Raw genomic sequence first — 19314 nt, 5'->3', positions numbered from 1 at the left:
ATATTTAGTTAGAATATTTCTACCCAAAATATAGCGCAGGCAACAAAAGCTAAAAATTGAATAGCTTTGTAATAATCACGCTATAGGTTTCGAATGCAGGAAGTGAGTGTATAAACTCTATAAGACAATAGAAAGGAGGCTGGCGGGAATTTGGATGCCGGGCATATATGCTATGGACAAGGTGGAAGGAAACAAAGGTAAACGAAAATTTATACCGGCGCTTGTAGCAGCTGCAATTTTAGTCATCGCAGCAATTTTTGTTTTGCAGTGGAAGCCTTTAGAGGAGAGCCGGGCCATACAAAAGCCGGAGTTCACTAAGGAGGAAAAGATAATGGCGAAGGAAAACAGGGGTATCCAGCTGCCTGCGCAGAACGATAAAACCGTCAACATACTGCTCCTTGGGATTGACGACAGAGGCATGGATTTCAAAGGAAGAACCGACTCCATAATGGTGGTCACGCTTGACTTCAAAAACAAAACCACCAGGCTTACCTCCATAATGAGAGATTCGTATGTAGACATACTGGGCAAGGGATATTCAAAAATAAACGAGGCCTATTCTTACGGCGGACCTGAGCTCCTGGTGCGCACATTAAAATACAACTTCAACATAGACCTGGAACACTATGCGCTCATAGATTTTTATGGCTTCCAGAAGGTTGTGGACCTGCTGGGTGGCATAAGCGTGGAGGTAAAGCCCTACGAAGTGGACGAGCTCAACAACTACATCAAGCAGGGGCCCCAGAACTATCTGAGCGGACCAGGCATGTATAATCTCAATGGAGATCAGACGCTTGCATACACGAGCATAAGATTTGTTGGCAACGGAGACTACGAGCGGACTGAGCGTCAAAGAAGGGTCATATCACTTATAATAGACAAGGCCAAGAGCTTGGGATTAAAGGATGGAGCCGAAATGGCAAAGCAGATTTACCCTTATTTAAGGAGTGACATAAGCATAGGGGACATGCTTGCATACGGCTATAGCTACTCGAGTCGAGGGCGGAAGGCATGAAAATCGAAAGCCTGAGGCTTCCTGCCAACGGTGACTATGCCACAGGCAAGATAAACAAGCAGTGGGTCATGGTCCCAAGGCCCAAGGAAACATCAGTCAAGTTTCACCAGTTTGCATATCCGGGAATGGACGCCTCGCAGGTGGCTGTTCCTGACAACAGCTCGGCATTCAAAAGGCTGGGCAATAACTAGGACAGGGGGATGGACATGAAAAGACTTATTGTTGCAGTTATAGCCGTCATATCGATTGCAATTGGCACTATGGGGTGCGCGATGAAGCCAGCGGGTGAAAGCGAAAAGACCGTCATGGAAAGCTTTGAAAAGCTTGCAGCGGCGGAGCACGATGAGAAAGCGGTACTTGACTTTGCCAAGGAGAACATAAGCAGCCTCTCGCCGGAAAATGCCTCAAAGGTAATTGCAGAGCTTGAAAAAACTCAAAAGGGGCTTGTCGAGCAAAGGATCGACGAGGCGTTTGAAGGCAGCCTGCAGGAGAGGCTGATAGAGCAGTCGGGCATGGCAGCAAAGATAGACAGCCCTGGACAGGTGCAGGATCAGGATCTCAAAGAGTTTGTGGAAATGACAAGGCAAAGGGGATACACACTTATATCGCTCGAAGGCAATTTCTATCCATATATAGACTACAGCATGTACAAGGAGTATTCAAAATATGTCACAGGCGATTGGAAATCGTATATAGAAATAATGAATGCAGAATACATGGAATTTGCAATGAGGGACGGTGCATTGGCAATATCGATGGAGGAGTTCCTGGGTAGGATACTTACGGCGGAAAAGTTCATGAGAGAATTTCCTGAATCGCCAAAAGTCCCCGATATAAAGAAGTTGTATATGTTTTACATAGCGGCGTACCTCAACTGGGCCGTATTCGAGCCGCCGGGCAACACACTCTCGCAAGAGGCCAGTGAAGGCTACAAGAAGGCCATTGCAATAGAGGACGAGAGCAGATTCCTCGAGCTTTTCAAGCAGTACTATACTGTTCTCGAATCAGAGGGTTTCAAACTGACGCCAAACGTACAAAACGAGATAAACAAGTTAACGCAGACTCTCGAGAGTGAGGGGCCAGCAGGGAATTAGCGACTTAGAGCAACTGGCTATTCGAATACAAAAAGGAATGGGGGCGTTGAATTTGAAAACGGTAAACATAATAGGAGCGGGCGCTAGCGGGCTGTTTGCGGCATATGAGCTGCATAAGCTTCTGGATGATAAGCTGGAAATAAACGTGTTCGAGCAGGGGCACAGCATATACGACAGAAGGTGTCCCATACTTGAGGGCAAGACAAGAAATTGCATAAACTGCAAGCCGTGCGCAATAATGAGCGGCTTTGGAGGAGCGGGCGCATTTTCAGACGGCAAGTACAACATAACAACAGAGTACGGAGGCTGGCTCACAGACTATATAGACGATAAAGACGCGCTTGGCCTCATGGAGTATGTGGACAAGGTGATACTTGAGCTCTCTGAGGAGGAACTGGAGGAGGTCTACGAGCCAAAGAGCGGCTACAAGAAGGAGGCGCTAAAGCATGACCTTCACCTGCTAGAGGGCAGGGTCAGGCACCTTGGCACCGAAAAGAACCTCAGGATACTAAAGAGCATGTATGAGTACCTAAAGTCCAGCGGCGTTAAATTCCATTTCAGGACAAGGATAAAAAATGTCAACGCATATGAGGATTCAAGGCACAGGTTTGAGATTGAAAGCGACGAGGATATATTCAAGAGCGACTACCTGATAATAGCAGTTGGAAGGAGCGGCGCCGAGTGGTTCGCCAGGCAGTGCAGGGAGAACCTGGCACTGCGGCTGATAAACAATCAGGTGGATGTGGGCGTAAGGGTAGAGGTACCAGCCCAGGTGCTAGAGGACATAACCGGAGAGATATATGAGGCCAAGATTAAGTATAGGACAAAGGCTTACGGCGACATAGTAAGGACCTTCTGTATGAACCCCAACGGCTATGTGGTAACAGAGAACACTGACGGAATAATAACTGTAAACGGGCACAGTTTTTCAGACAAGAGCCTCGGCAGTGAGAATACCAACTTCGCCCTGCTTGTGAGCAGCCGCTTCACAGAGCCCTTCGACGATCCTTACGCATACGGCAAGCGGATAGCTTCGTTTTCAAATCTGCTTGGCGGCGGAGTCCTGGTGCAGCGTTTTGGAGACCTAACAGGAGGAAGAAGGACTAACCACCACAGGCTTGCGCAGAGCTTCACAAGGCCGACGCTTGAAGCCACTCCCGGGGATCTTAGTCTTGTGCTGCCAAAGAGACAGCTGGATGATATAATAGAGATGATATTCCAGCTTGACAAGATGTTCCCTGGAATGGCAAACGAGGACACCCTGCTATACGGAGTAGAGGTCAAATTCTACAGCTCGAGGCTCGAGCTCAGCGAAGAATTGGAGACTGATATAGAGGGCATGTACGCTATAGGAGACGGAAGCGGGACTACAAGATCGCTCTCTCAGGCGAGCGCAAGCGGAGTACACGTGGCCAGGGTAATAAGCCTAAAGGAGTGATAGCGTGATATATTTCAACACTGAAAACGACAAGATAGAAAGCATAATAAATTCCCTTCCAAAGGATACAGCCATAGGCGAATTTTCGGGAAGGGACAGCGCCGCTGCCATAATAAAGGCAATGGAAAGAGGCGACATAAACGACGTACTTCCTGTGGCGAGCTTTGCAGGCACGGAATACGGCAACCTGGACGCCATTAGGGAAAACCACGCCCTTTTGGTTGAGCAGATAGACAGGGAATACGGCGGCAGGAAGAGGGTGCACGAGCTCGTCGTCTACAGCAATCCGCAGCTTTGGAGCGCTATAAACGGCAGATTCGCAACTATGCTGATTGAAAAATTCGGCTTTTACAATCCATGCATAGGCTGCCACGCATACTTCCACATACTCAGGATTCCAATGGCCCTGAGGCTTGGAAGGAAGATCATAGCCGGCGAGAGGGAATACCACGACAAGAGGATAAAGGTCAATCAGCTTCCTCAGAGCCTGGATGCATACAAGAGGATAGTTGAGAGTTTCGGTGTGGAGCTTGTGGAGCCGCTAAGGAAGATATACTCAGGCGATGAGATAACGGAGATAATAGGCTGGGACTGGGCGGAAGGCTCAAAGCATCCCGAGTGCGTATACAGCGGCAACTACAATGACGTATCGGGCAAGGCAATATTCGACGAGGCTCAGCTTGACCGCTTCCTTGAAGAGTTCCTGTATCCTGTGTGCACAAAGCTTACAGAGGTGATTATAAAAGACGAGCATGCGGGCAAGAAGGAAATGATAAAAGCTATTGAGGATCTGATATGAAGGCAATAGTACTTCTTCTGGACGGCGTAGGCGATCGTACATTTGCAGAGCTGGGCGGCAAGACGCCGCTTGAATACGCCAGGACTCCAAAGCTCGATCTACTTTGCAAGAGGGCTGAAACCGGGATAATGGTGCCCTGGAGGCAGGGAGTGCCTCTTGGCACTGAAATGGCCCACTTCATACTGTTTGGTTATGACCCGGTAAAATATCCGGGAAGGACGGTAATAGACGCCCAGGGGGAGGGCCTGACCATAGAAAAGGGCAGGGTGTATATGAGGACATCCTGGGCGTGGACTGAAAAGCTAAATGGCGGCTTCATGCTGCGCGATCGGTTCACTCAGGAGCTTTCAAGGGAAGAGGCCATGGAGCTTTCAAGGGCGCTTCCGAAGGAATTCCAGGGCTGCCGCTTCGAGTGGGTGTTTTCATACGACAGTCATGGCTTTCTTGTAATGGAAGGCGAGGACTTAAGCAGCATGATATCCGATGCTGATCCTTTTTACAAGGATCAGCATGTAATGAAGATAGAGCCATTCGAGACAGACGATGAAAAGGCCGTGCGCACAGCCGGCATAATGAACAGGTACCTTCTGGAATGCTCGAGGGTACTCTACGCCCATGAGATAAACACCAGGAGGATGGCAGCTGGAATGCAGCCCGCCAACTTTCTTATGATAAAATGGGCCGCCGAGCATAGCTCTGTGACGCCGTTTCACAGGCAAAATGGCATGAAGGGCGCAGTTCTCGGCCAGAGCAGGCTCATGAGAGGTCTCGCGCAGATGCTGGGCATGGAGTATATACAATACGACACGCTGGAGACTGCCATAGAAACGGCAATAGAAGGCGACTGGGACTTTGTTCACGTGCATACCAAGGCGCCCGACGAGGCGGCGCACACCAAGAACCCCTTCAACAAGGTCAAGGCAATAGAAGGCATTGACGAGAGAATAGGAAGACTTGCCGAAGCTCTCGAGGATACGCTGCTTATTGTGACAGGCGACCACTCGACGCCAAGCGGCGGAGCTCTGATACATTCAGGCGAGCCTGTGCCTATAATGTTCATAGGGGAAGGACTCAGGGTGGATGATGTGGAAAACTTCGGCGAGAGGAGCTGCGCCAAGGGCAGCATAAGGATGAACGGCACAGACCTTATACCGATGATACTCAACATGACGGACAGGGCGAAGCTCTGCCACTTGCGCTCCGGCCCCAGAGACATACTCTATACGCCGCAGCAGGTGAATAAGCTGGAGGCTGAATAGCTGGAGGGTGCAATCCATTGGAAAAAACTATAGAATAATAGCATACGATAAGAATAATCAATTATACGCAAGGTTTCATCTCTGATACAATTTGAATGTAAAGTATGTAAAAAATACGTTAAGAGATGAAAGGGGTATTTCAATGAAAAGAATTTGGAGTCTTATCGTAGCTTCAATGATGATTCTTTCGCTAGCGCTTACAGGATGCTCGCAGCAGCCGGCGGAGGATGCTTCAAAGGATGAGTTCAAGTCGCAGATATTCTTCAAGGGTTCGTCTACGCTTGCACCAGTGGTATCTCAGATAGCCACTGAGTTTATCGATGCCAACGAGACCTGGAACAAGGTTAACGCTGATTTTCCTGAAAAAAGCATAGACCTGTTCGTATCGGCAGGCGGCTCGAGCGCTGGAGTTAAGGCCATAATAGACGGCACAAGCGATTTTGGAATGGTTTCAAGGGAAGTAAAGGACGAGGAAAAAGAGAAGATAGCGGACTACAAGGAGTTCAGGCTTGGACTAGACGTGCTTACAATATCAGTAAACCCTGAGAATCCCATACTTGACGTTAAGAAGAACCTTACTACAGAAGAGGTTATGAAGATATTCTCGGGCGAGTACAAGTATTGGGATGAGGTTGCTCCAGGACTTCCTCACAATGAGATAGTTGTAGTTACAAGAGATATAGGCGGCGGCGCTCACCAGGTTTTCCAGGACAAGGTCATGGGAGATGCTCAGGTTAAGGCGGAAGCTATTCAGGAGCCTTCTATGGGAGCGCTGGTTACTAAGATAATGGAGAACAAGGATGCCATAGGCTATGCTTCATATGGCTTTGTCAATCAGAATGTAGGAAAGATAACGCCTCTTGAGGTTGATGGCATAGCACCTACCGAGGGAAACATAATAAGCGGAGCATACAAGATATCAAGACCGCTTATAGTTATAAAAAGCGGAGAGCTTCTGCCTCAGGAGCAGCTTTTTGTAGACCTTATGCTTTCGGAGGAAGGCATGAAAACTGTAGAAAAGATGGGTTATGTGCCAGCTAAGTAGTAAAATATAATATATGAGTCCAGAACAAAATCCAGAAGGCTTATCTTCTGGATTTTCTTGTCGACTCAGCATGAAAGGGGATTATATGAAAAGTGACAAGGCTTTTGAGCTTATAATAAAAATGTTCACACTGGTTTCTGTTACAATACTGGGATTTATAATTTTTTTTATAGGAGCCGAGAGCATTCCGGCATTCCGGCATTCGGGCGTGGCTGGATTTTTTGCAAATGAAAGGTGGCATCCAATCGGTGCGGAGCCTGTGCTTTCGATACTGCCCATGGTGCTTGCTACTGTATACGTTTCATTTCTCGCGGTTGCAATAGCACTTCCAATAGGTGTTGGTACGGCAGTTTTCCTGTCGTGCATAGCGGGAGAATCGGCCAGGAGGGTGCTAAAGCCCTTCATAGATCTGATGGCAGGACTGCCTTCAGTTGTTTTCGGCTTCATGGGACTTATAGTAGTCGTTGGATATTTCGAGAGGCATTTTTCGATGTCATCAGGCGAGAGCGCGCTCGCAGGCGGAATAGTGCTGGCAATAATGATTTTGCCTTATATAGTATCGACATGTGATACAACAATGGCTGGCATTATGAAGTCGTACAAGATTTCCTCGGACAGTCTGGGCGTTTCGAAATGGCACATGGTAAGGTATCTTGTGCTGCCGGCAGCCAAAAGGAGCGTGCTTGCGGGAGCTGTGCTCGCACTTGCAAGGGGCATGGGGGAGACTATGGCAGTGATGATGGTCATAGGCAATAGTCCGCTGCTTCCAAGGCTTCTTGGGAAATGTGAGACGATTCCTGCACTCATAGCGCTAGAAATGGGCGGAGCACCTGTCGGCAGCCTGCACTATCACGCTCTTTTTGCGGCAGGACTTATACTAATAATAATGAGATTCGCAGTCAGTATGGCGGTGTGGCGCATAAAAAGAGGCGCGGACTTATAACTTTAGGGAGAATCAGGATGGACAAAAAAAGCAAATACACCAGGCTGCTGTTATGGAGTGTGCTCAGCTCGGCGCTTACATTTGCAGTCATTTTCTTCATAATAGGATATATACTTCTAAAAGGAGGCGGAACAGTAAACGCAGAGTTTCTACTGGATTCGCCAAAGGGATTCCCGTTGGGCTCCAGTGGAGGCATATACCCCGCCATAATGGGCAGCCTGGCATTTACGGGAGTGGCTTGCTCCGTAGCATCGCTGCTTGCAATATCAACGGCCATATATCTCAAGTTCTACTGCTCCAGCAGAAGACTCTACAACATAGTCAGTCTTGTTATAGAATCGACTGCGGGGATGCCCTCAATAGTGCTTGGACTCTTTGGATATACGCTCTTTGTACTCAAGATGGGCTTTGGCGTGTCGGTGCTTTCGGGAGGACTTGTCCTTGGTATAATGATTTTCCCATTCATAGAGGTTCGGGTTGAAAAGAGGCTCAGCGAAATTGAGCAGGAGATGCTGCTTTCCTCGTATGCCCTTGGAGTTTCAAGGTACTACACAATAAAAAGGCTTGTGCTGCGCGAGGCGCTCCCGGACATAATAAGCTCTGTGGCCCTTGCAGGGGGATTTGCAATGGGAGCCACAGCACCCATAATCTTGACAGGCGCGGTAATATACGCGAAGGCACCAGAGAGCGTAATGTCCCCGGCCATGGCGCTTTCTTACCATCTCTACGTGCTTGTGGGAGAGGGGGCGCCTACAGAATACGTATACGGCACGTCCACAGTGCTTGTGCTGCTTATACTCGCTATAAACGGAGCGGCAATGCTCTTTGGGATAATGAAAAGAGGGGAATGACATGGATAGAGTAATGCAAATAAAAGGACTTTGCGCAGCATATGCTGACAAGACCGTGCTGAGCAATATAAATGTTGATATATACAGGAACGCAATAACTGCAGTTATAGGTCCATCAGGCTGCGGGAAGACCACATTCATAAAGAGCCTCAACCTGCTTGTCGAGGATGAAAAGGACGGCTCCGTAAAGGGCAGCATACTGCTTGATGGAAGCGATGCAAGGAGCATTCCAAGGGAAAAGCTAAGAAGCAAGCTGGGCATGGTCTTCCAAAATCCCGCACCGTTTCCGCTAAGTATAAAGGACAACATGACTTATGCTCCAAGGTACCACGGAATAAGGGACAAGGAGCGCCTTTGTCAGATAGCAAAGGAAAAGCTGCAGGTAGCGGGCCTCTACGAAGAGGTGTCGCACTGCCTTGATATGCCGGCAAAAAAACTATCGGGAGGACAGCAGCAGAGGCTTTGCATAGCAAGGGCGCTCACGGTGGAGCCTTCGCTTCTCCTGCTGGACGAGCCCTGCTCGGCTCTAGACATCCAGAACACGGCTAAGATAGAAGCCATGTTAAGGGAGCTCTCTAAGGACTACGCCATAGTCATAGTAACGCACAACCTTGCGCAGGCAAGAAGGATTGCAGACTACACCATGTTCATGATGTCGGGAGAACTCATCGAATTTGGAAGGACATCGGAACTATTTTCAAGCCCCGGTGACGAGAGGACAAGGCAGTATATAGAAGGGGTTTTCGGATAAATGAATATGAACTGTTGAACCCTGCTTTTGCAGGGTTTTTTGTCGAATAAAAAGGCGCATAAGATTATTAGTTCGATTAATAATAGAATGCTATACAATAAAATATTCGAATAATAGTCCGAAACATGATTGAAAACCTGTATTATATATCTTGGGATTTGTGATTAGCAAAATTTGCGGACGGGATGTAATCCGGCAAGATTTAAGGAGGCGTATCATGGGGAAAATACTGGTTGAATTCATAAACACATGTGCTTGATGTGACAAATATGGAGCTTTCGTGGAAAGCCTGGCAAAGCAGCATGAGGACAAGTTAGAGCTTGTCATATACAGGGCTGGAAAGGATTTTGGATACATAAAAAAATATGGAATGGTTACAAAGAGCATGATAGTAATAGGCGAGAAGAAGAAAATTCAGAATCTGTCTGAAAAAAGCATAACAGAAGCCATAGAAGAGGCTGTGAAAGGATAGGTAAACATGTTTGAATTTATTGAAAGAATGGTGCTAGCAGGTTTCAACATACTAAACAGCGCATCAGCCTGGCTTGTTTTCAGTTTCATACTAGCTGGGGTTCTTCACGATATAATGTCGCCGGACAAGTTCCAGAGGATGCTGGGGAACAAGAAGCTATCCTCGCTTCTAAAGAGCACAATTTCAGGAATGCTCCTGCCAATATGCAGTTGCGGGGTTATACCTCTTGGAATAAGTCTTTACTACTCGGGGGCGTATCTGGGCCCGGTGCTGGCCTTCATGACAGCAACCCCGATAATCAACCCGATAGCTGTAATACTCTGCTATGGCCTCCTGGGGCCGCAGATAACAATGATATACGTAATAGCGGGCTTCACTGTCCCCATGCTAATAGGCGTGATAGGCAATATGTTTGGAGGCCCTGAGCTTGTAGCTCCCGGAGTCGAGGAGAACATACAGGCAAGGATGCTTGAGCTTGAGGAGGGCATAAGACCTGGTCTTGCTGAGAGAATAAAATCGGGACTTAACTGGGCCATAAACGACCTGGCGCTTTCAGTAAGCAAGTATGTAATACCCGGCATGCTGTTTGCGGGATTTTTGCTTACGGCAGTTCCGCAAGACTACATACACAGCTTTCTTGGGGATCCGAGCATGCTTTCGCTCGGCAGCATAGCTGTTCTTGCTACGATAATGTATGTATGCGCAGTTGGCCATATACCATTCATAGCAGCTCTCATTGCAAGTGGCGCGGCGCCCGGAGTGGGAATCACATTTCTGATGGCAGGCGCTGCCACAAACTTCCCAGAGCTCATAAGCATGTTCAACATCATGGGAAAAAGGACAGCAATAATATACAGTACGGTTATAACGCTGACAGCACTTGTATTTGGATATGCAGCCAATATATTGCTAATGCCGGGCTTTAAGCCTGCCATGAACTTTGACAGGACATCGAATTCAATAAAGGCAGCAAACACGCTGCTCATAGATTTTCCAAAACCCATAGAATATATATGCTCATTCATAATATTTGTGTTCTTCATTCGCGCAGTGATGCCCGGAATAAAGACCACCATGGCGTCAATATCAAAAAAAGCGGCATAGGGAAGGAGCAGAAAAATGATAAGAAAAATTTCATACGTTATGGCAATGATTATTCTAATAGCAGGATTAAGTGGTTGCAGCAGCAACCCAAAGAGTGAAAACAAAAAAGCAGACCTTGGAGTTCCAGCAGACAACGAGCTGCTTGCATATTTTAAGGCTCAGTATCCCGACAGAGAGCCTGTGCAATGCGCATATGAAGACATAACGAGCGATGGCAGCAAGGATTTGATTGTGATATTTGAAAACGAAAAAGATAAAAAGCAAATGTGCGCGGTCATAGCAGAAGAAAATGAAAAGCACCAGCTGACAGAGCCGATTCCGGCGCCAGCGGAAAACCAGAAGATTCAATTCAAGGACATAGACGAAAAGGACGAGCTGGAGTTCATAGTGTCAGGCTCAAAAAATGGAAGCGTAGGCTATGCAATATACAGAATAATAGACAACCGGATGATAAACCTTTTCGGAGAAGGCATGGAAGACTGCTGTGATTAACATGGAAAGTGTGCGCCTGTTAAAGAACACAATCATATTGGCGGCTGTGGCCGTGGCGGTGTTTCTGTTCATGCCAAAGGAGAGCCTCAGTGAGAGCGTCAGAGTAGGCGCATCAACTGAAAGCTCAGGCCTGCTCCTTGACTATATCTCAAACAGCACAGAAGCGGCAGGAAAAGTCGAAAGTCTAGAGCTTGAAGCATATATCATAGGGGACTGCTGAAGCGCTTCTGCTCAATGGGCATTGAGCTCGGATGTAATGGACATTGCATTCCTGTGTCCCGACGCGGCCAGGGAATTTGTAAAAACCAACAAAGAATTCGAAATAATAGGCGATGTAATGCAAAACACAAGCATGTTCGTATTCAAAGACAGGGGCAACCCAGGCAAGATAGGAGTATCACAAAACAGGCCTCACCAGGATGCCATAGTATCTGAGAACTTTGGAGCCAACGCTCAAATGAAAAAGCTCATGGGGACAGCGCTGCCTTACGCTCTTGAAAACGGGCAGGTAGATTCGGTACTTGCCGATTTCACAAGCGGATTTTTCCTGAAGGGACAAAAAGAAAGCGCGGCGACTAAGTCTGACCACACAACATGCGTGCTGGTAGTAAACAAAGAATACAAAAAGAGCGAAGACTTCCGCGAATTCATAAAACTCTACAACAAATGCGCCAGAGAACTTTCAAACACAAACGTCCTGGCAAAGCAGCTTGAAAAATACAAAGACATGGAGCTTTCGCCCGCAGACAGACATACACTCGGAGAACTGCACATTAAATTTTTAAAGCTATCGGATTAGAGTCACATAAAAAAGGGATGCCCTCAGGCATCCCTTAATTTCATATATCCTTATTTCATCTTCTCCGCAACCATATTAACCATGTCAACAACCCTTACAGAATAGCCCCACTCATTGTCATACCATGCGGCAAGCTTAACCATATTGCCGTCCATAACCTTAGTAAGCAGCGAGTCAACTATAGAAGAGTGGTCGTCTCCAACATAGTCCACAGATACAAGCGGTTCGTCGCTAAAGCCCAGTATGCCCTTAAGATAAGTTTCAGAAGCCTCCTTGAGAGCTGCGTTTACCTCTTCAGCAGTAGTGTTCTTTTTAACCTCGCAAACAAGGTCAGTTATAGAGCCTGTAGGCACTGGAACCCTTAGAGAATAACCGTCAAGCTTGCCTTTAAGGTTTGGAAGCACAAGGCCGACAGCCTTCGCAGCGCCGGTAGTAGTAGGTATTATAGACTCGGCAGCAGCTCTTGCCCTTCTAAGGTCCTTGTGGCTCTTGTCAAGTATTCTCTGGTCGTTAGTGTATGCGTGAACAGTAGTCATAAAGCCTTTTACTATTCCGAACTTCTCATCAAGCACCTTCGCAACTGGAGCAAGGCAGTTTGTAGTACAAGAAGCGTTAGATATTATATTGTGGACTGCATTGTCGTACATGTCGCTGTTTACGCCCATAACCATAGTTATGTCTTCTCCGTCCTTAGCAGGCGCAGTAAGTATAACTTTCTTAGCTCCGGCAGCTATGTGTCCCTCGAGCTGGTCTCTTTTTACGAAAACCCCAGTAGACTCCACAACTATGTCGACCCCAAGGTCCTTCCATGGGATGTCCTTAGGCTCTTTAGCCTGGACAACCTTTATCTCTTTGCCGTTTATTATTAGAGCGTTCTCGGAAGTTTTCACATCGTCCTTTGCTCTTCCAAAACAAGAGTCATACTTGTAAAGATGCGCAAGAGTAGCTACGTCAGCCCTGGCGTTTAGAGCAACAACTTCGATATCGCCTGCAAGCTTAGTCTGGGCTATTCTCAGGAAAAGCCTTCCTATCCTTCCAAATCCGTTTATACCAACTTTTATTGCCATAAAAATACCCCCTATATATGTAATTGAGTTACAAAATCAATGTGACATACTTTATATAAAATGTTACATATTATTTATACATTTACCGCGGCAGTTTGTCAAGGTTCGAAGTGCTATAATATTTCCCTATAAATCCGCGGCTAAATATAGATATACCCGAATATGGACGATTTAAGCAGAGCACGTAGTCACTTGAGTTCAGAAGTTTTTGGGAAAACAGCACGCCTTAAAAACAGCGTCCAGCCTGGACGTTATTTAAATAACACCTGGCAATGTGTTTAAAGCGCGTTTTAGGAAGGTATATAATTATTATCGTTTTAAACGGCATATGCCGGCCAAATGATAGGTGAGAGACAAAGGGGGGGCAACATTGGAGAACACAGTTAGAATAACAGAGGACGAAATAAAGGAAATAGCCAATCTGCTGACAGGACTCAGGCTTACAAAGCCGAGCGCTTTTATGTTCAACGACATAAGGACTATAAACAGCTTTTACATAAAAGCTACAGGCAGAGATCTTTTTACAGAGGACAATATATCAAATCTCGAGAGAGCTTTGGAATATAAACATATATAGCATATAACTCATTAAAGCATGGCCCGGCGCAGCGTCTCGTTGAAAGATGAAGCCCCGGGCCTTTTGATTTTTTTGAATGCCATTAGAAAGCTATTCTATTACTATTACGGAGGCCTGACCAACCTTCACCCAGTCATACAGGAACTTCGCGTGTGAGGTGTAGTTCCTGACGCATTTGTGGGATCTTGGAACGGTACCCAGAGTGTAGAGGGTCTCCTTCTGCCCCGGATCTATGAGCTGGCCGTTTTTCTTTATATAGTCCACCGGCACGCCGTGCACATAGGCTCCGCCCGAGAAACGGACGGCATAAGGAGCATAGCCCGCAATTTCCTTTGTGATATCGTCAAGGTAGAGGAATTTTGACCTTCTTTCAATCGCCATGAAATATCCAAGCGGAGTTTCAAAGCGGTACTTGTCCTGCGCACCTGTAGTTGCGAACGTATAGGAAATCATCTGCCATGAGCTGCCTGTCCATTCGAATACGGCCTCGTTCTGGTTTTTCCTGTCGACAACTATAACCTGGCCCAGCGAGGAAGGCGCGTTTTTCGTATAGAGGTACTTCTTGGGAACAAAGTAGCTGCCTGGACGTTCAAGGGACTCAACCTTGTAGTATGAATCCTGTTCGCCGATTATCCTAAGGAGCTTGCCGTCGTCAAAGTAAATGAGCTCAGACTTGTTGCCCAGGCTTGCGTATGCGGGAGCACTCTGGTCACGCAGAGTGCCGTATTTGTCGCTTGTGGTGCCTTTGTACAGGGGAGGAAGTCCGTTTCTGTTCTTGTAGTTGTTCACATACCCCATTTTCCCGCTGGATATCTGAGCTCGCAGGTTTTCAAGGGAGGATGCCATCTTGCCGAACTGGAAGCTTCTTTTCTCGACAAGCGACGAGAACATGTAGCCAGACCTTATTGTCCCATTTTGATACCAATACACCTTGTACCACTTGCTTGAGTTGTATTTGGCGAGAAACTCTCCCTTCACAGCCTCTGTTACATTCACCTTTTCAAAATACCCGGCTGTCTTTACTATTTTAGAGCCCGTTGTCGGAGCCTCCCGAATATTGACCGAGCCCTTTGAAAGCAGCAAGTAGTCGTATGCAGGCAGATACTTTTCATACTTGAGGTTCAGGGCTATTGAAACTGGAAGCGATGTATTGTATGTTTCGATGACATTGCTTGCGGGGGCCGCGGCTGCAGGCTCTGAGGAAGGCTGCGGCTGAACCTCCTGCTGTGGAGGCGCCTCTTCCTGGGGCACAAGTGTGTCAGTTTCGCCCTGCGTGGCAAGCTTTTCGTCCTCGGAAATGTCCTGCGCGTTTATGTTTTCTTCAAGAGGGTATTTGCCGACATCGGCATTGTCCATGACGCCTTGTGCCATTAGCGAATTGAGCTGCGCAGCTGTAGCTGAAGCAGTTATAGATGCAACGTCGGGATTGGCCGAAATGGGCGCCGTGCTCATTAGTGAAACAATCACCGTCTTGATTAGCAGTTCTTTCATCTGGATCACCATCCTGGATTTTTTATATGAAAAAGTGAAGGTATGGTAGTACATATATTTATATACCCCGATGATGTATGCGTTAATAAAGTGATTTTAAATCAAGCAAATTAATGCGCGGGAGTGCTTGGAGAAGTCATACCCGCGGCAAAACGGGCATATGCCAGAATAACTCTTGATATTCGCGGATGAGGTTTACAGGAAATATTTGAGGGTATACAAAAAATATGCATACTATGTTGTGTCAAATGCACCTGGATGCCTTGAGGGATTTCAGGAAATCAAGATGGAAATTCTGTATAGACGTATAAATAAATTTTGACTGACGGAGGGATTTTTAATGAAGAAGATACTATTGCCGGTGGACGGCTCGGACTTTTGCCTAAAGGCTTATGACATTGCCAAAAGCTTTGCGGAAAAGTTCGATGCGGAAATAATAGTGCTAAACGTTGCGGACATAGAGCCGGGATTTACACAGACTTTCATAACACAAAACTTCGATACTATGGATGAATATCTAAAGGCAAGAGCAGAAAAGATAATTGAAGGCGCAAAATCAAGATTCGAAGGAAGCGACATAAAGGTTACATTCAACATAGCAACAGGCGACCCGGCTACAGAGATAATCGACATGGCTGAAGGAGAAGGCTGCGACATGATAATAATATGCACTCACGGAATGTCTTCTGCCAAGAGGTTCCTCATAGGCTCGGTGGCAAGCAAGGTTGTGCACCACGCCACAGTGCCTGTTTTTGTAATAAGGTGAGCCGGCAGCAATGATTAATTAATGCAAATTATAAATTGGCGATATAAAAGAAGGCTTTAAGAGGCGCGCAATGACAAAACAATAACAAAAATCAAAACTCTGAATAACATGAATATTTTTGGGAATATACTATGGCAAGCAGGGATAATCACAAAGCATATATAAAGGGGGAAGCGTTATGGCTGAAAAAGTAAATATAACGATTCAGGCAGGTTTGGATGAGGTTGCAAATTATCTTAGAGAGAACGGCTATGATGTTTGCGTTATGGGTAACTGCAAGGGCAGCGCAGACATCTCCATAGTAGACGTACCCGACTCAGACTGGGAAGAGATGGGCTCGGCCGAATGTAGGATTGACGGAGAAAATGAAATGCTCGTAATAAATGCTGCCAAGTATACGAAGGAAGAGATACTGAATCTAGTTAAGAACAACATGTGCAAAAAGCCAGCCAACTGGTTTGAAGGTTAAGCATTAAATTTGAATCTGGAATCTAAAAGGAGCGCCATGGGGCGCTCCTTTTTACTTGCATTAAAATTTCTTCAGACAGGATTCGACCCGGTTAATATCTTTTTATCTGGGGATAAGGCCTATTTTCTTTTGCATCTTCCTTAGCATCTTTGAAGCCGTATAGTTGGCTTTTTCAGCGCCAAGTTTGTATATTCTTTCGAGCTCCGACTTGTCTGAAAGAAGCTGGCGCACCTTTTCCTGTATCGGAGCGAGCTCGGCAACAACAAGCTCTGCAACGTCCGACTTGAGCTGTGCATAGCCGCAGCCGCTGTATCTCGCCACTATAGTCTCAGGCGAGTCTCCGCTGATAGCGCTGGCTATGTTTATCAGGTTCTTGATTCCCGGCTGCTCGTCGTTGTATGCGATTACTCCGACGGTATCCGTTACAGCCCTTGATATTTTCTTTCTTATGTCATCAGGCGTATCCAGTATCATTATGAACGAGTTCTTGTTCTCGTCGGACTTGGACATCTTCTTGAGGGGTTCCTGTAGGCTCATTATCTTTGCGCCTTCCTTGGGGATGTAGCCTTCTGGTATCTTGAAAGTAGGGCTGTATGAGTTGTTGAATCTCTCCGCCAGGTCTCTTGAGAACTCAAGGTGCTGCATCTGGTCCTTGCCAACGGGAACGAGGTCGGCGTTATAAAGGAGTATGTCTGCGGCCATTAGCACGGGATATGTGAAGAGGCCTACTGGAATGCTCTCGCCTGCCTTCTGGCTCTTGTCCTTGAACTGGGTCATTCTCGAAAGCTCACCCATGTAAGTATAGCAGTTGAGCAGCCACTGAGCCTCGCTGTGTGCTGGCACGTGCGACTGTATGAACAGCGTTGTCTTGTCCGGATCAAGGCCTGAGGCCATATATATTGCAAGCACCTCGAGAGTCTTCTCCCGAAGATTTTTGGGTTCTTGTCTTACTGTTATAGCGTGCAGGTCGACAACGCAAAAATACGAGTCATATTCATCCTGAAGCTTGACCCAGTTTTTGATAGCTCCCAGATAATTGCCAAGAGTCAGCCCGCCGGAAGGCTGTATGCCGCTGAATATTACTTTTCTATCTTCCATATATATCTCCTCCAATAGTCTAGTCATACTAATATGATAAGTTTTTTTTCGCTGCTAAGCAATACAATAAATCTGTATGCTGAATTCGGACAATTAATATCGATAAATCAGCGCTAATCCGGACGAAAAAACCTGTTGATTTTTCATTTTCAAGTGAGTATAATTATAAAAGTGTTCGTTTAGTAGACATAAACAAAATGTTTAGTATTTCAGACTTGGATGTCAATGGGAATCTGAGCGGGATCATGCCTTGGAGCGATTTGAGGCTGGTTTTTCCAGATTTTTTTGATTGACATATATAGAGAGAAAGGCGGGGAGTCCCATAAAAAAAGATCAACACAGCATGCCTCTTTTTGAGGCGCTTAAAAAATACCATGAAAAAAAAGTTACGCCATTTGATGTGCCAGGGCACAAGCATGGCAAGGGTCTCCCCGAGCTGGCTGATTTTATTGGAGAAAAGGTCCTTCAGGTGGATGTCAACTCAATGAAGCCGCTGGATTTTTTAAATGACCCATCTAGCGTAATAAAGGAAGCTCAGGAGCTGGCCGCACAGGCATTTTCGGCTGACCACTGCTTTTTTCTTGTAAACGGAACGACAAGCGCGGTACAGGCCATGATAATGAGCACATGCAATCCTGGCGAAAAGGTCATACTTCCAAGGAACGCCCACAAGTCGGCGATAAACGGCCTGATACTAAGCGGAGCGCAGCCTGTGTACATACAGCCACAAATCAATCCGCAGCTTGGGATTGCAATGGGAGTGACTGTTGAAAGTGTTGAGCTGGCAATCGCGGAGAATCCGGATGCAAAAGCCGTTTTCATAATAAATCCGACATATTACGGCTATACGGGCAACATAAGGGAGATAGTAAAGCTCGCGCACAGGCACGGCATGGCAGTGCTGGTAGACGAAGCTCATGGAGCCCACTTTGGCTTTAGCGACGGCCTGCCTCAGGACGCCATGAGCGCGGGAGCCGATATGAGCTCTGTCAGCCTTCACAAGACCGGCGGCTCGCTTACACAAAGCTCCCTGCTGCTAATGAGAGAGGGCCTTATAGATCCGGGAAAGGTAAGGGCGATTATAAACCTCACGCAGACAACAAGTGCGTCATATCTCCTAATGAGCAGCCTGGACGTTGCCAGAAAGAGCCTCGCCACAAACGGAAGCGAGAATCTGCAGGAGATACTTGGAATATCAAGCTGGGCAAGAGAGAGTATAAACGCGATAGACGGCCTGTACGCCTTTGGCAAGGAGCTCCTTGACGGCAAGGGCGTCTACAATTTCGATGAAACCAAGTTGGGAATCAATGTTACAGGAATAGGCATGACGGGGTTTGAGGCGTATGACATACTAAGGGACGAATACAACATACAAATGGAGCTTGGCGATGCAACCAACATACTGGCCATAATAAGCCTGGGGGATGCAATGGATTCGGTCTCCAAGCTGGTAGGCGCATTAAGGGACATGGCAGTAAGGTTTGGCAAGGAGAAGATAAAGATAAAGACGCCACCTCTTAAAAATCCCGAGGTAATAGTCTCGCCAAGGAATGCGTTCTATGGCATGAAAAGGACTGTGAAGCTTTCCGAGGCAAAGGGAATGATATGCGCTGAGTCAGTAATGGCGTACCCCCCTGGAATACCTATAGTTGCAATGGGCGAGAAGATAAACGAGGAAATGATTGAATATATAGGCTTTATAAAGGGCCAGAAAACTACGCTTTCAGGAACAAAGGACCCGAATGTGGAATACATAGAGGTACTTGGATACTAGGCAGAGAGTA

21 protein-coding genes are annotated in these 19314 nt (G+C 46.8%); 18 read left to right on the top strand and 3 right to left on the bottom strand.

What is annotated here, in order from left to right; genetic code table 11:
• The first annotated feature begins 106 nt into the window (after positions 1-106).
• From EAL2_RS10580 to saoB, 14 genes are all read left to right on the top strand, one after another.
• Positions 107-1015: an LCP family protein gene (locus tag EAL2_RS10580; RefSeq protein ID WP_148295988.1), complete on the top strand. Its 909-nt coding sequence runs from the start codon at positions 107-109 to the stop codon at positions 1013-1015.
• Entirely contained in the window at positions 1012-1206 is a 195-nt protein-coding gene (locus tag EAL2_RS14890) for a hypothetical protein (protein ID WP_051489156.1), read from the top strand. The genes EAL2_RS10580 and EAL2_RS14890 overlap by 4 nt, the downstream gene beginning before the upstream one ends.
• A 15-nt stretch (positions 1207-1221) precedes the next feature.
• Entirely contained in the window at positions 1222-2109 is an 888-nt protein-coding gene (locus tag EAL2_RS10575; protein ID WP_025436357.1) for a hypothetical protein, read from the top strand.
• A gap of 52 nt (positions 2110-2161) precedes the next feature.
• A complete protein-coding gene (locus EAL2_RS10570) occupies positions 2162-3547 on the top strand; it encodes an NAD(P)/FAD-dependent oxidoreductase (protein ID WP_330375767.1) in 1386 nt (461 codons plus the stop codon).
• A 4-nt stretch (positions 3548-3551) separates the two neighbouring features.
• A complete protein-coding gene (locus tag EAL2_RS10565; RefSeq protein WP_025436355.1) occupies positions 3552-4346 on the top strand; it encodes a hypothetical protein in 795 nt (264 codons plus the stop codon).
• Positions 4343-5605 carry an alkaline phosphatase family protein gene (locus EAL2_RS10560; protein ID WP_025436354.1) on the top strand — a complete coding sequence of 421 codons (1263 nt, stop codon included), beginning with the start codon at positions 4343-4345 and terminating at the stop codon, positions 5603-5605. Before EAL2_RS10565 ends, EAL2_RS10560 begins: the two co-directional genes overlap by 4 nt.
• A 142-nt stretch (positions 5606-5747) precedes the next feature.
• Positions 5748-6650: a phosphate ABC transporter substrate-binding protein gene (locus tag EAL2_RS10555; protein ID WP_025436353.1), complete on the top strand. Its 903-nt coding sequence runs from the start codon at positions 5748-5750 to the stop codon at positions 6648-6650.
• Between the two features lie 85 nt (positions 6651-6735).
• A complete protein-coding gene (pstC, locus tag EAL2_RS10550) occupies positions 6736-7593 on the top strand; it encodes a phosphate ABC transporter permease subunit PstC (RefSeq protein WP_242842470.1) in 858 nt (285 codons plus the stop codon).
• Between the two features lie 17 nt (positions 7594-7610).
• The gene (locus EAL2_RS10545; RefSeq protein WP_025436351.1) at positions 7611-8444 is read left to right on the top strand and encodes a PstA family ABC transporter permease; all 834 of its coding nucleotides are present in this window, start codon (positions 7611-7613) and stop codon (positions 8442-8444) included.
• A gap of 1 nt (position 8445) precedes the next feature.
• The gene (locus tag EAL2_RS10540) at positions 8446-9195 is read left to right on the top strand and encodes a phosphate ABC transporter ATP-binding protein (protein ID WP_025436350.1); all 750 of its coding nucleotides are present in this window, start codon (positions 8446-8448) and stop codon (positions 9193-9195) included.
• A gap of 217 nt (positions 9196-9412) precedes the next feature.
• Positions 9413-9667 (top strand): thioredoxin-like (seleno)protein SaoT, encoded by a 255-nt coding sequence (gene saoT / locus EAL2_RS10535; protein ID WP_242842469.1) that lies wholly within the window; start codon positions 9413-9415, stop codon positions 9665-9667.
• Positions 9668-9673: 6 nt separating this feature from the next.
• On the top strand, positions 9674-10771 hold the full coding sequence (gene saoE, locus EAL2_RS10530; RefSeq protein ID WP_025436348.1) for an efflux transporter SaoE: 1098 nt from the start codon (positions 9674-9676) through the stop codon (positions 10769-10771).
• 15 nt (positions 10772-10786) lie between these two features.
• A complete protein-coding gene (saoC, locus tag EAL2_RS10525) occupies positions 10787-11263 on the top strand; it encodes a Cys-Cys-COOH (seleno)protein SaoC (RefSeq protein ID WP_025436347.1) in 477 nt (158 codons plus the stop codon).
• 1 nt (position 11264) lies between these two features.
• Positions 11265-12062 (top strand): ABC transporter substrate-binding (seleno)protein SaoB, encoded by a 798-nt coding sequence (gene saoB, locus EAL2_RS10515; RefSeq protein ID WP_239591071.1) that lies wholly within the window; start codon positions 11265-11267, stop codon positions 12060-12062.
• Between the two features lie 50 nt (positions 12063-12112).
• Here the strand turns inward: saoB and gap are convergent, their stop codons facing one another.
• The gene (gene gap / locus EAL2_RS10510) at positions 12113-13129 is read right to left on the bottom strand and encodes a type I glyceraldehyde-3-phosphate dehydrogenase (RefSeq protein ID WP_025436344.1); all 1017 of its coding nucleotides are present in this window, start codon (positions 13127-13129) and stop codon (positions 12113-12115) included.
• A 370-nt stretch (positions 13130-13499) separates the two neighbouring features.
• On the opposite strand from gap, the gene EAL2_RS10505 reads away from it, so the two are divergent.
• Positions 13500-13706, top strand: a complete 207-nt coding sequence (locus tag EAL2_RS10505; protein ID WP_025436343.1) for a hypothetical protein — start codon at positions 13500-13502, stop codon at positions 13704-13706.
• A 90-nt stretch (positions 13707-13796) separates the two neighbouring features.
• Here EAL2_RS10505 and EAL2_RS14885 read toward each other — a convergent pair whose 3' ends face one another.
• Complete coding sequence (locus EAL2_RS14885; RefSeq protein WP_025436342.1) at positions 13797-15197, bottom strand: L,D-transpeptidase family protein; 1401 nt, start codon at positions 15195-15197, stop codon at positions 13797-13799.
• Between the two features lie 340 nt (positions 15198-15537).
• Between EAL2_RS14885 and EAL2_RS10495 the strand changes: the two genes are divergently transcribed.
• Together EAL2_RS10495 and EAL2_RS10490 are read left to right on the top strand one after the other, a co-directional pair.
• Positions 15538-15963 (top strand): universal stress protein, encoded by a 426-nt coding sequence (locus tag EAL2_RS10495; RefSeq protein ID WP_025436341.1) that lies wholly within the window; start codon positions 15538-15540, stop codon positions 15961-15963.
• Between the two features lie 178 nt (positions 15964-16141).
• Positions 16142-16432 (top strand): YkuS family protein, encoded by a 291-nt coding sequence (locus tag EAL2_RS10490; RefSeq protein WP_025436340.1) that lies wholly within the window; start codon positions 16142-16144, stop codon positions 16430-16432.
• A 102-nt stretch (positions 16433-16534) separates the two neighbouring features.
• Here the strand turns inward: EAL2_RS10490 and trpS are convergent, their stop codons facing one another.
• Entirely contained in the window at positions 16535-17530 is a 996-nt protein-coding gene (gene trpS, locus EAL2_RS10485) for a tryptophan--tRNA ligase (protein WP_025436339.1), read from the bottom strand.
• Between the two features lie 289 nt (positions 17531-17819).
• Here trpS and EAL2_RS10480 point away from each other — a divergent pair, with 289 nt between their 5' ends.
• A complete protein-coding gene (locus tag EAL2_RS10480) occupies positions 17820-19304 on the top strand; it encodes an aminotransferase class I/II-fold pyridoxal phosphate-dependent enzyme (protein ID WP_330375766.1) in 1485 nt (494 codons plus the stop codon).
• Positions 19305-19314 lie beyond the last annotated feature (10 nt).

The sequence above is a fragment of the Peptoclostridium acidaminophilum DSM 3953 genome (assembly GCF_000597865.1).
Classification (GTDB): Bacteria; Bacillota; Clostridia; order Peptostreptococcales; family Peptostreptococcaceae; genus Peptoclostridium_A; species Peptoclostridium_A acidaminophilum.
This window is presented reverse-complemented; position numbering and strand designations above follow the sequence as displayed.

What these genes read in the sequence shown, in the direction of transcription:
- saoE (WP_025436348.1), top strand. Translation starts at nt 9,674, where the DNA reads ATGTTTGAATTTATTGAAAGAATGGTGCTAGCAGGTTTCAACATACTA.
- EAL2_RS14890 (WP_051489156.1), top strand. Translation starts at nt 1,012, where the DNA reads ATGAAAATCGAAAGCCTGAGGCTTCCTGCCAACGGTGACTATGCCACA.
- EAL2_RS10560 (WP_025436354.1), top strand. Translation starts at nt 4,343, where the DNA reads ATGAAGGCAATAGTACTTCTTCTGGACGGCGTAGGCGATCGTACATTT.
- EAL2_RS14885 (WP_025436342.1), bottom strand. Translation starts at nt 15,197, where the DNA reads ATGAAAGAACTGCTAATCAAGACGGTGATTGTTTCACTAATGAGCACG.
- EAL2_RS10555 (WP_025436353.1), top strand. Translation starts at nt 5,748, where the DNA reads ATGAAAAGAATTTGGAGTCTTATCGTAGCTTCAATGATGATTCTTTCG.
- saoC (WP_025436347.1), top strand. Translation starts at nt 10,787, where the DNA reads ATGATAAGAAAAATTTCATACGTTATGGCAATGATTATTCTAATAGCA.
- trpS (WP_025436339.1), bottom strand. Translation starts at nt 17,530, where the DNA reads ATGGAAGATAGAAAAGTAATATTCAGCGGCATACAGCCTTCCGGCGGG.
- gap (WP_025436344.1), bottom strand. Translation starts at nt 13,129, where the DNA reads ATGGCAATAAAAGTTGGTATAAACGGATTTGGAAGGATAGGAAGGCTT.
- EAL2_RS10545 (WP_025436351.1), top strand. Translation starts at nt 7,611, where the DNA reads ATGGACAAAAAAAGCAAATACACCAGGCTGCTGTTATGGAGTGTGCTC.
- EAL2_RS10540 (WP_025436350.1), top strand. Translation starts at nt 8,446, where the DNA reads ATGGATAGAGTAATGCAAATAAAAGGACTTTGCGCAGCATATGCTGAC.
- EAL2_RS10490 (WP_025436340.1), top strand. Translation starts at nt 16,142, where the DNA reads ATGGCTGAAAAAGTAAATATAACGATTCAGGCAGGTTTGGATGAGGTT.
- pstC (WP_242842470.1), top strand. Translation starts at nt 6,736, where the DNA reads ATGAAAAGTGACAAGGCTTTTGAGCTTATAATAAAAATGTTCACACTG.
- EAL2_RS10575 (WP_025436357.1), top strand. Translation starts at nt 1,222, where the DNA reads ATGAAAAGACTTATTGTTGCAGTTATAGCCGTCATATCGATTGCAATT.
- EAL2_RS10495 (WP_025436341.1), top strand. Translation starts at nt 15,538, where the DNA reads ATGAAGAAGATACTATTGCCGGTGGACGGCTCGGACTTTTGCCTAAAG.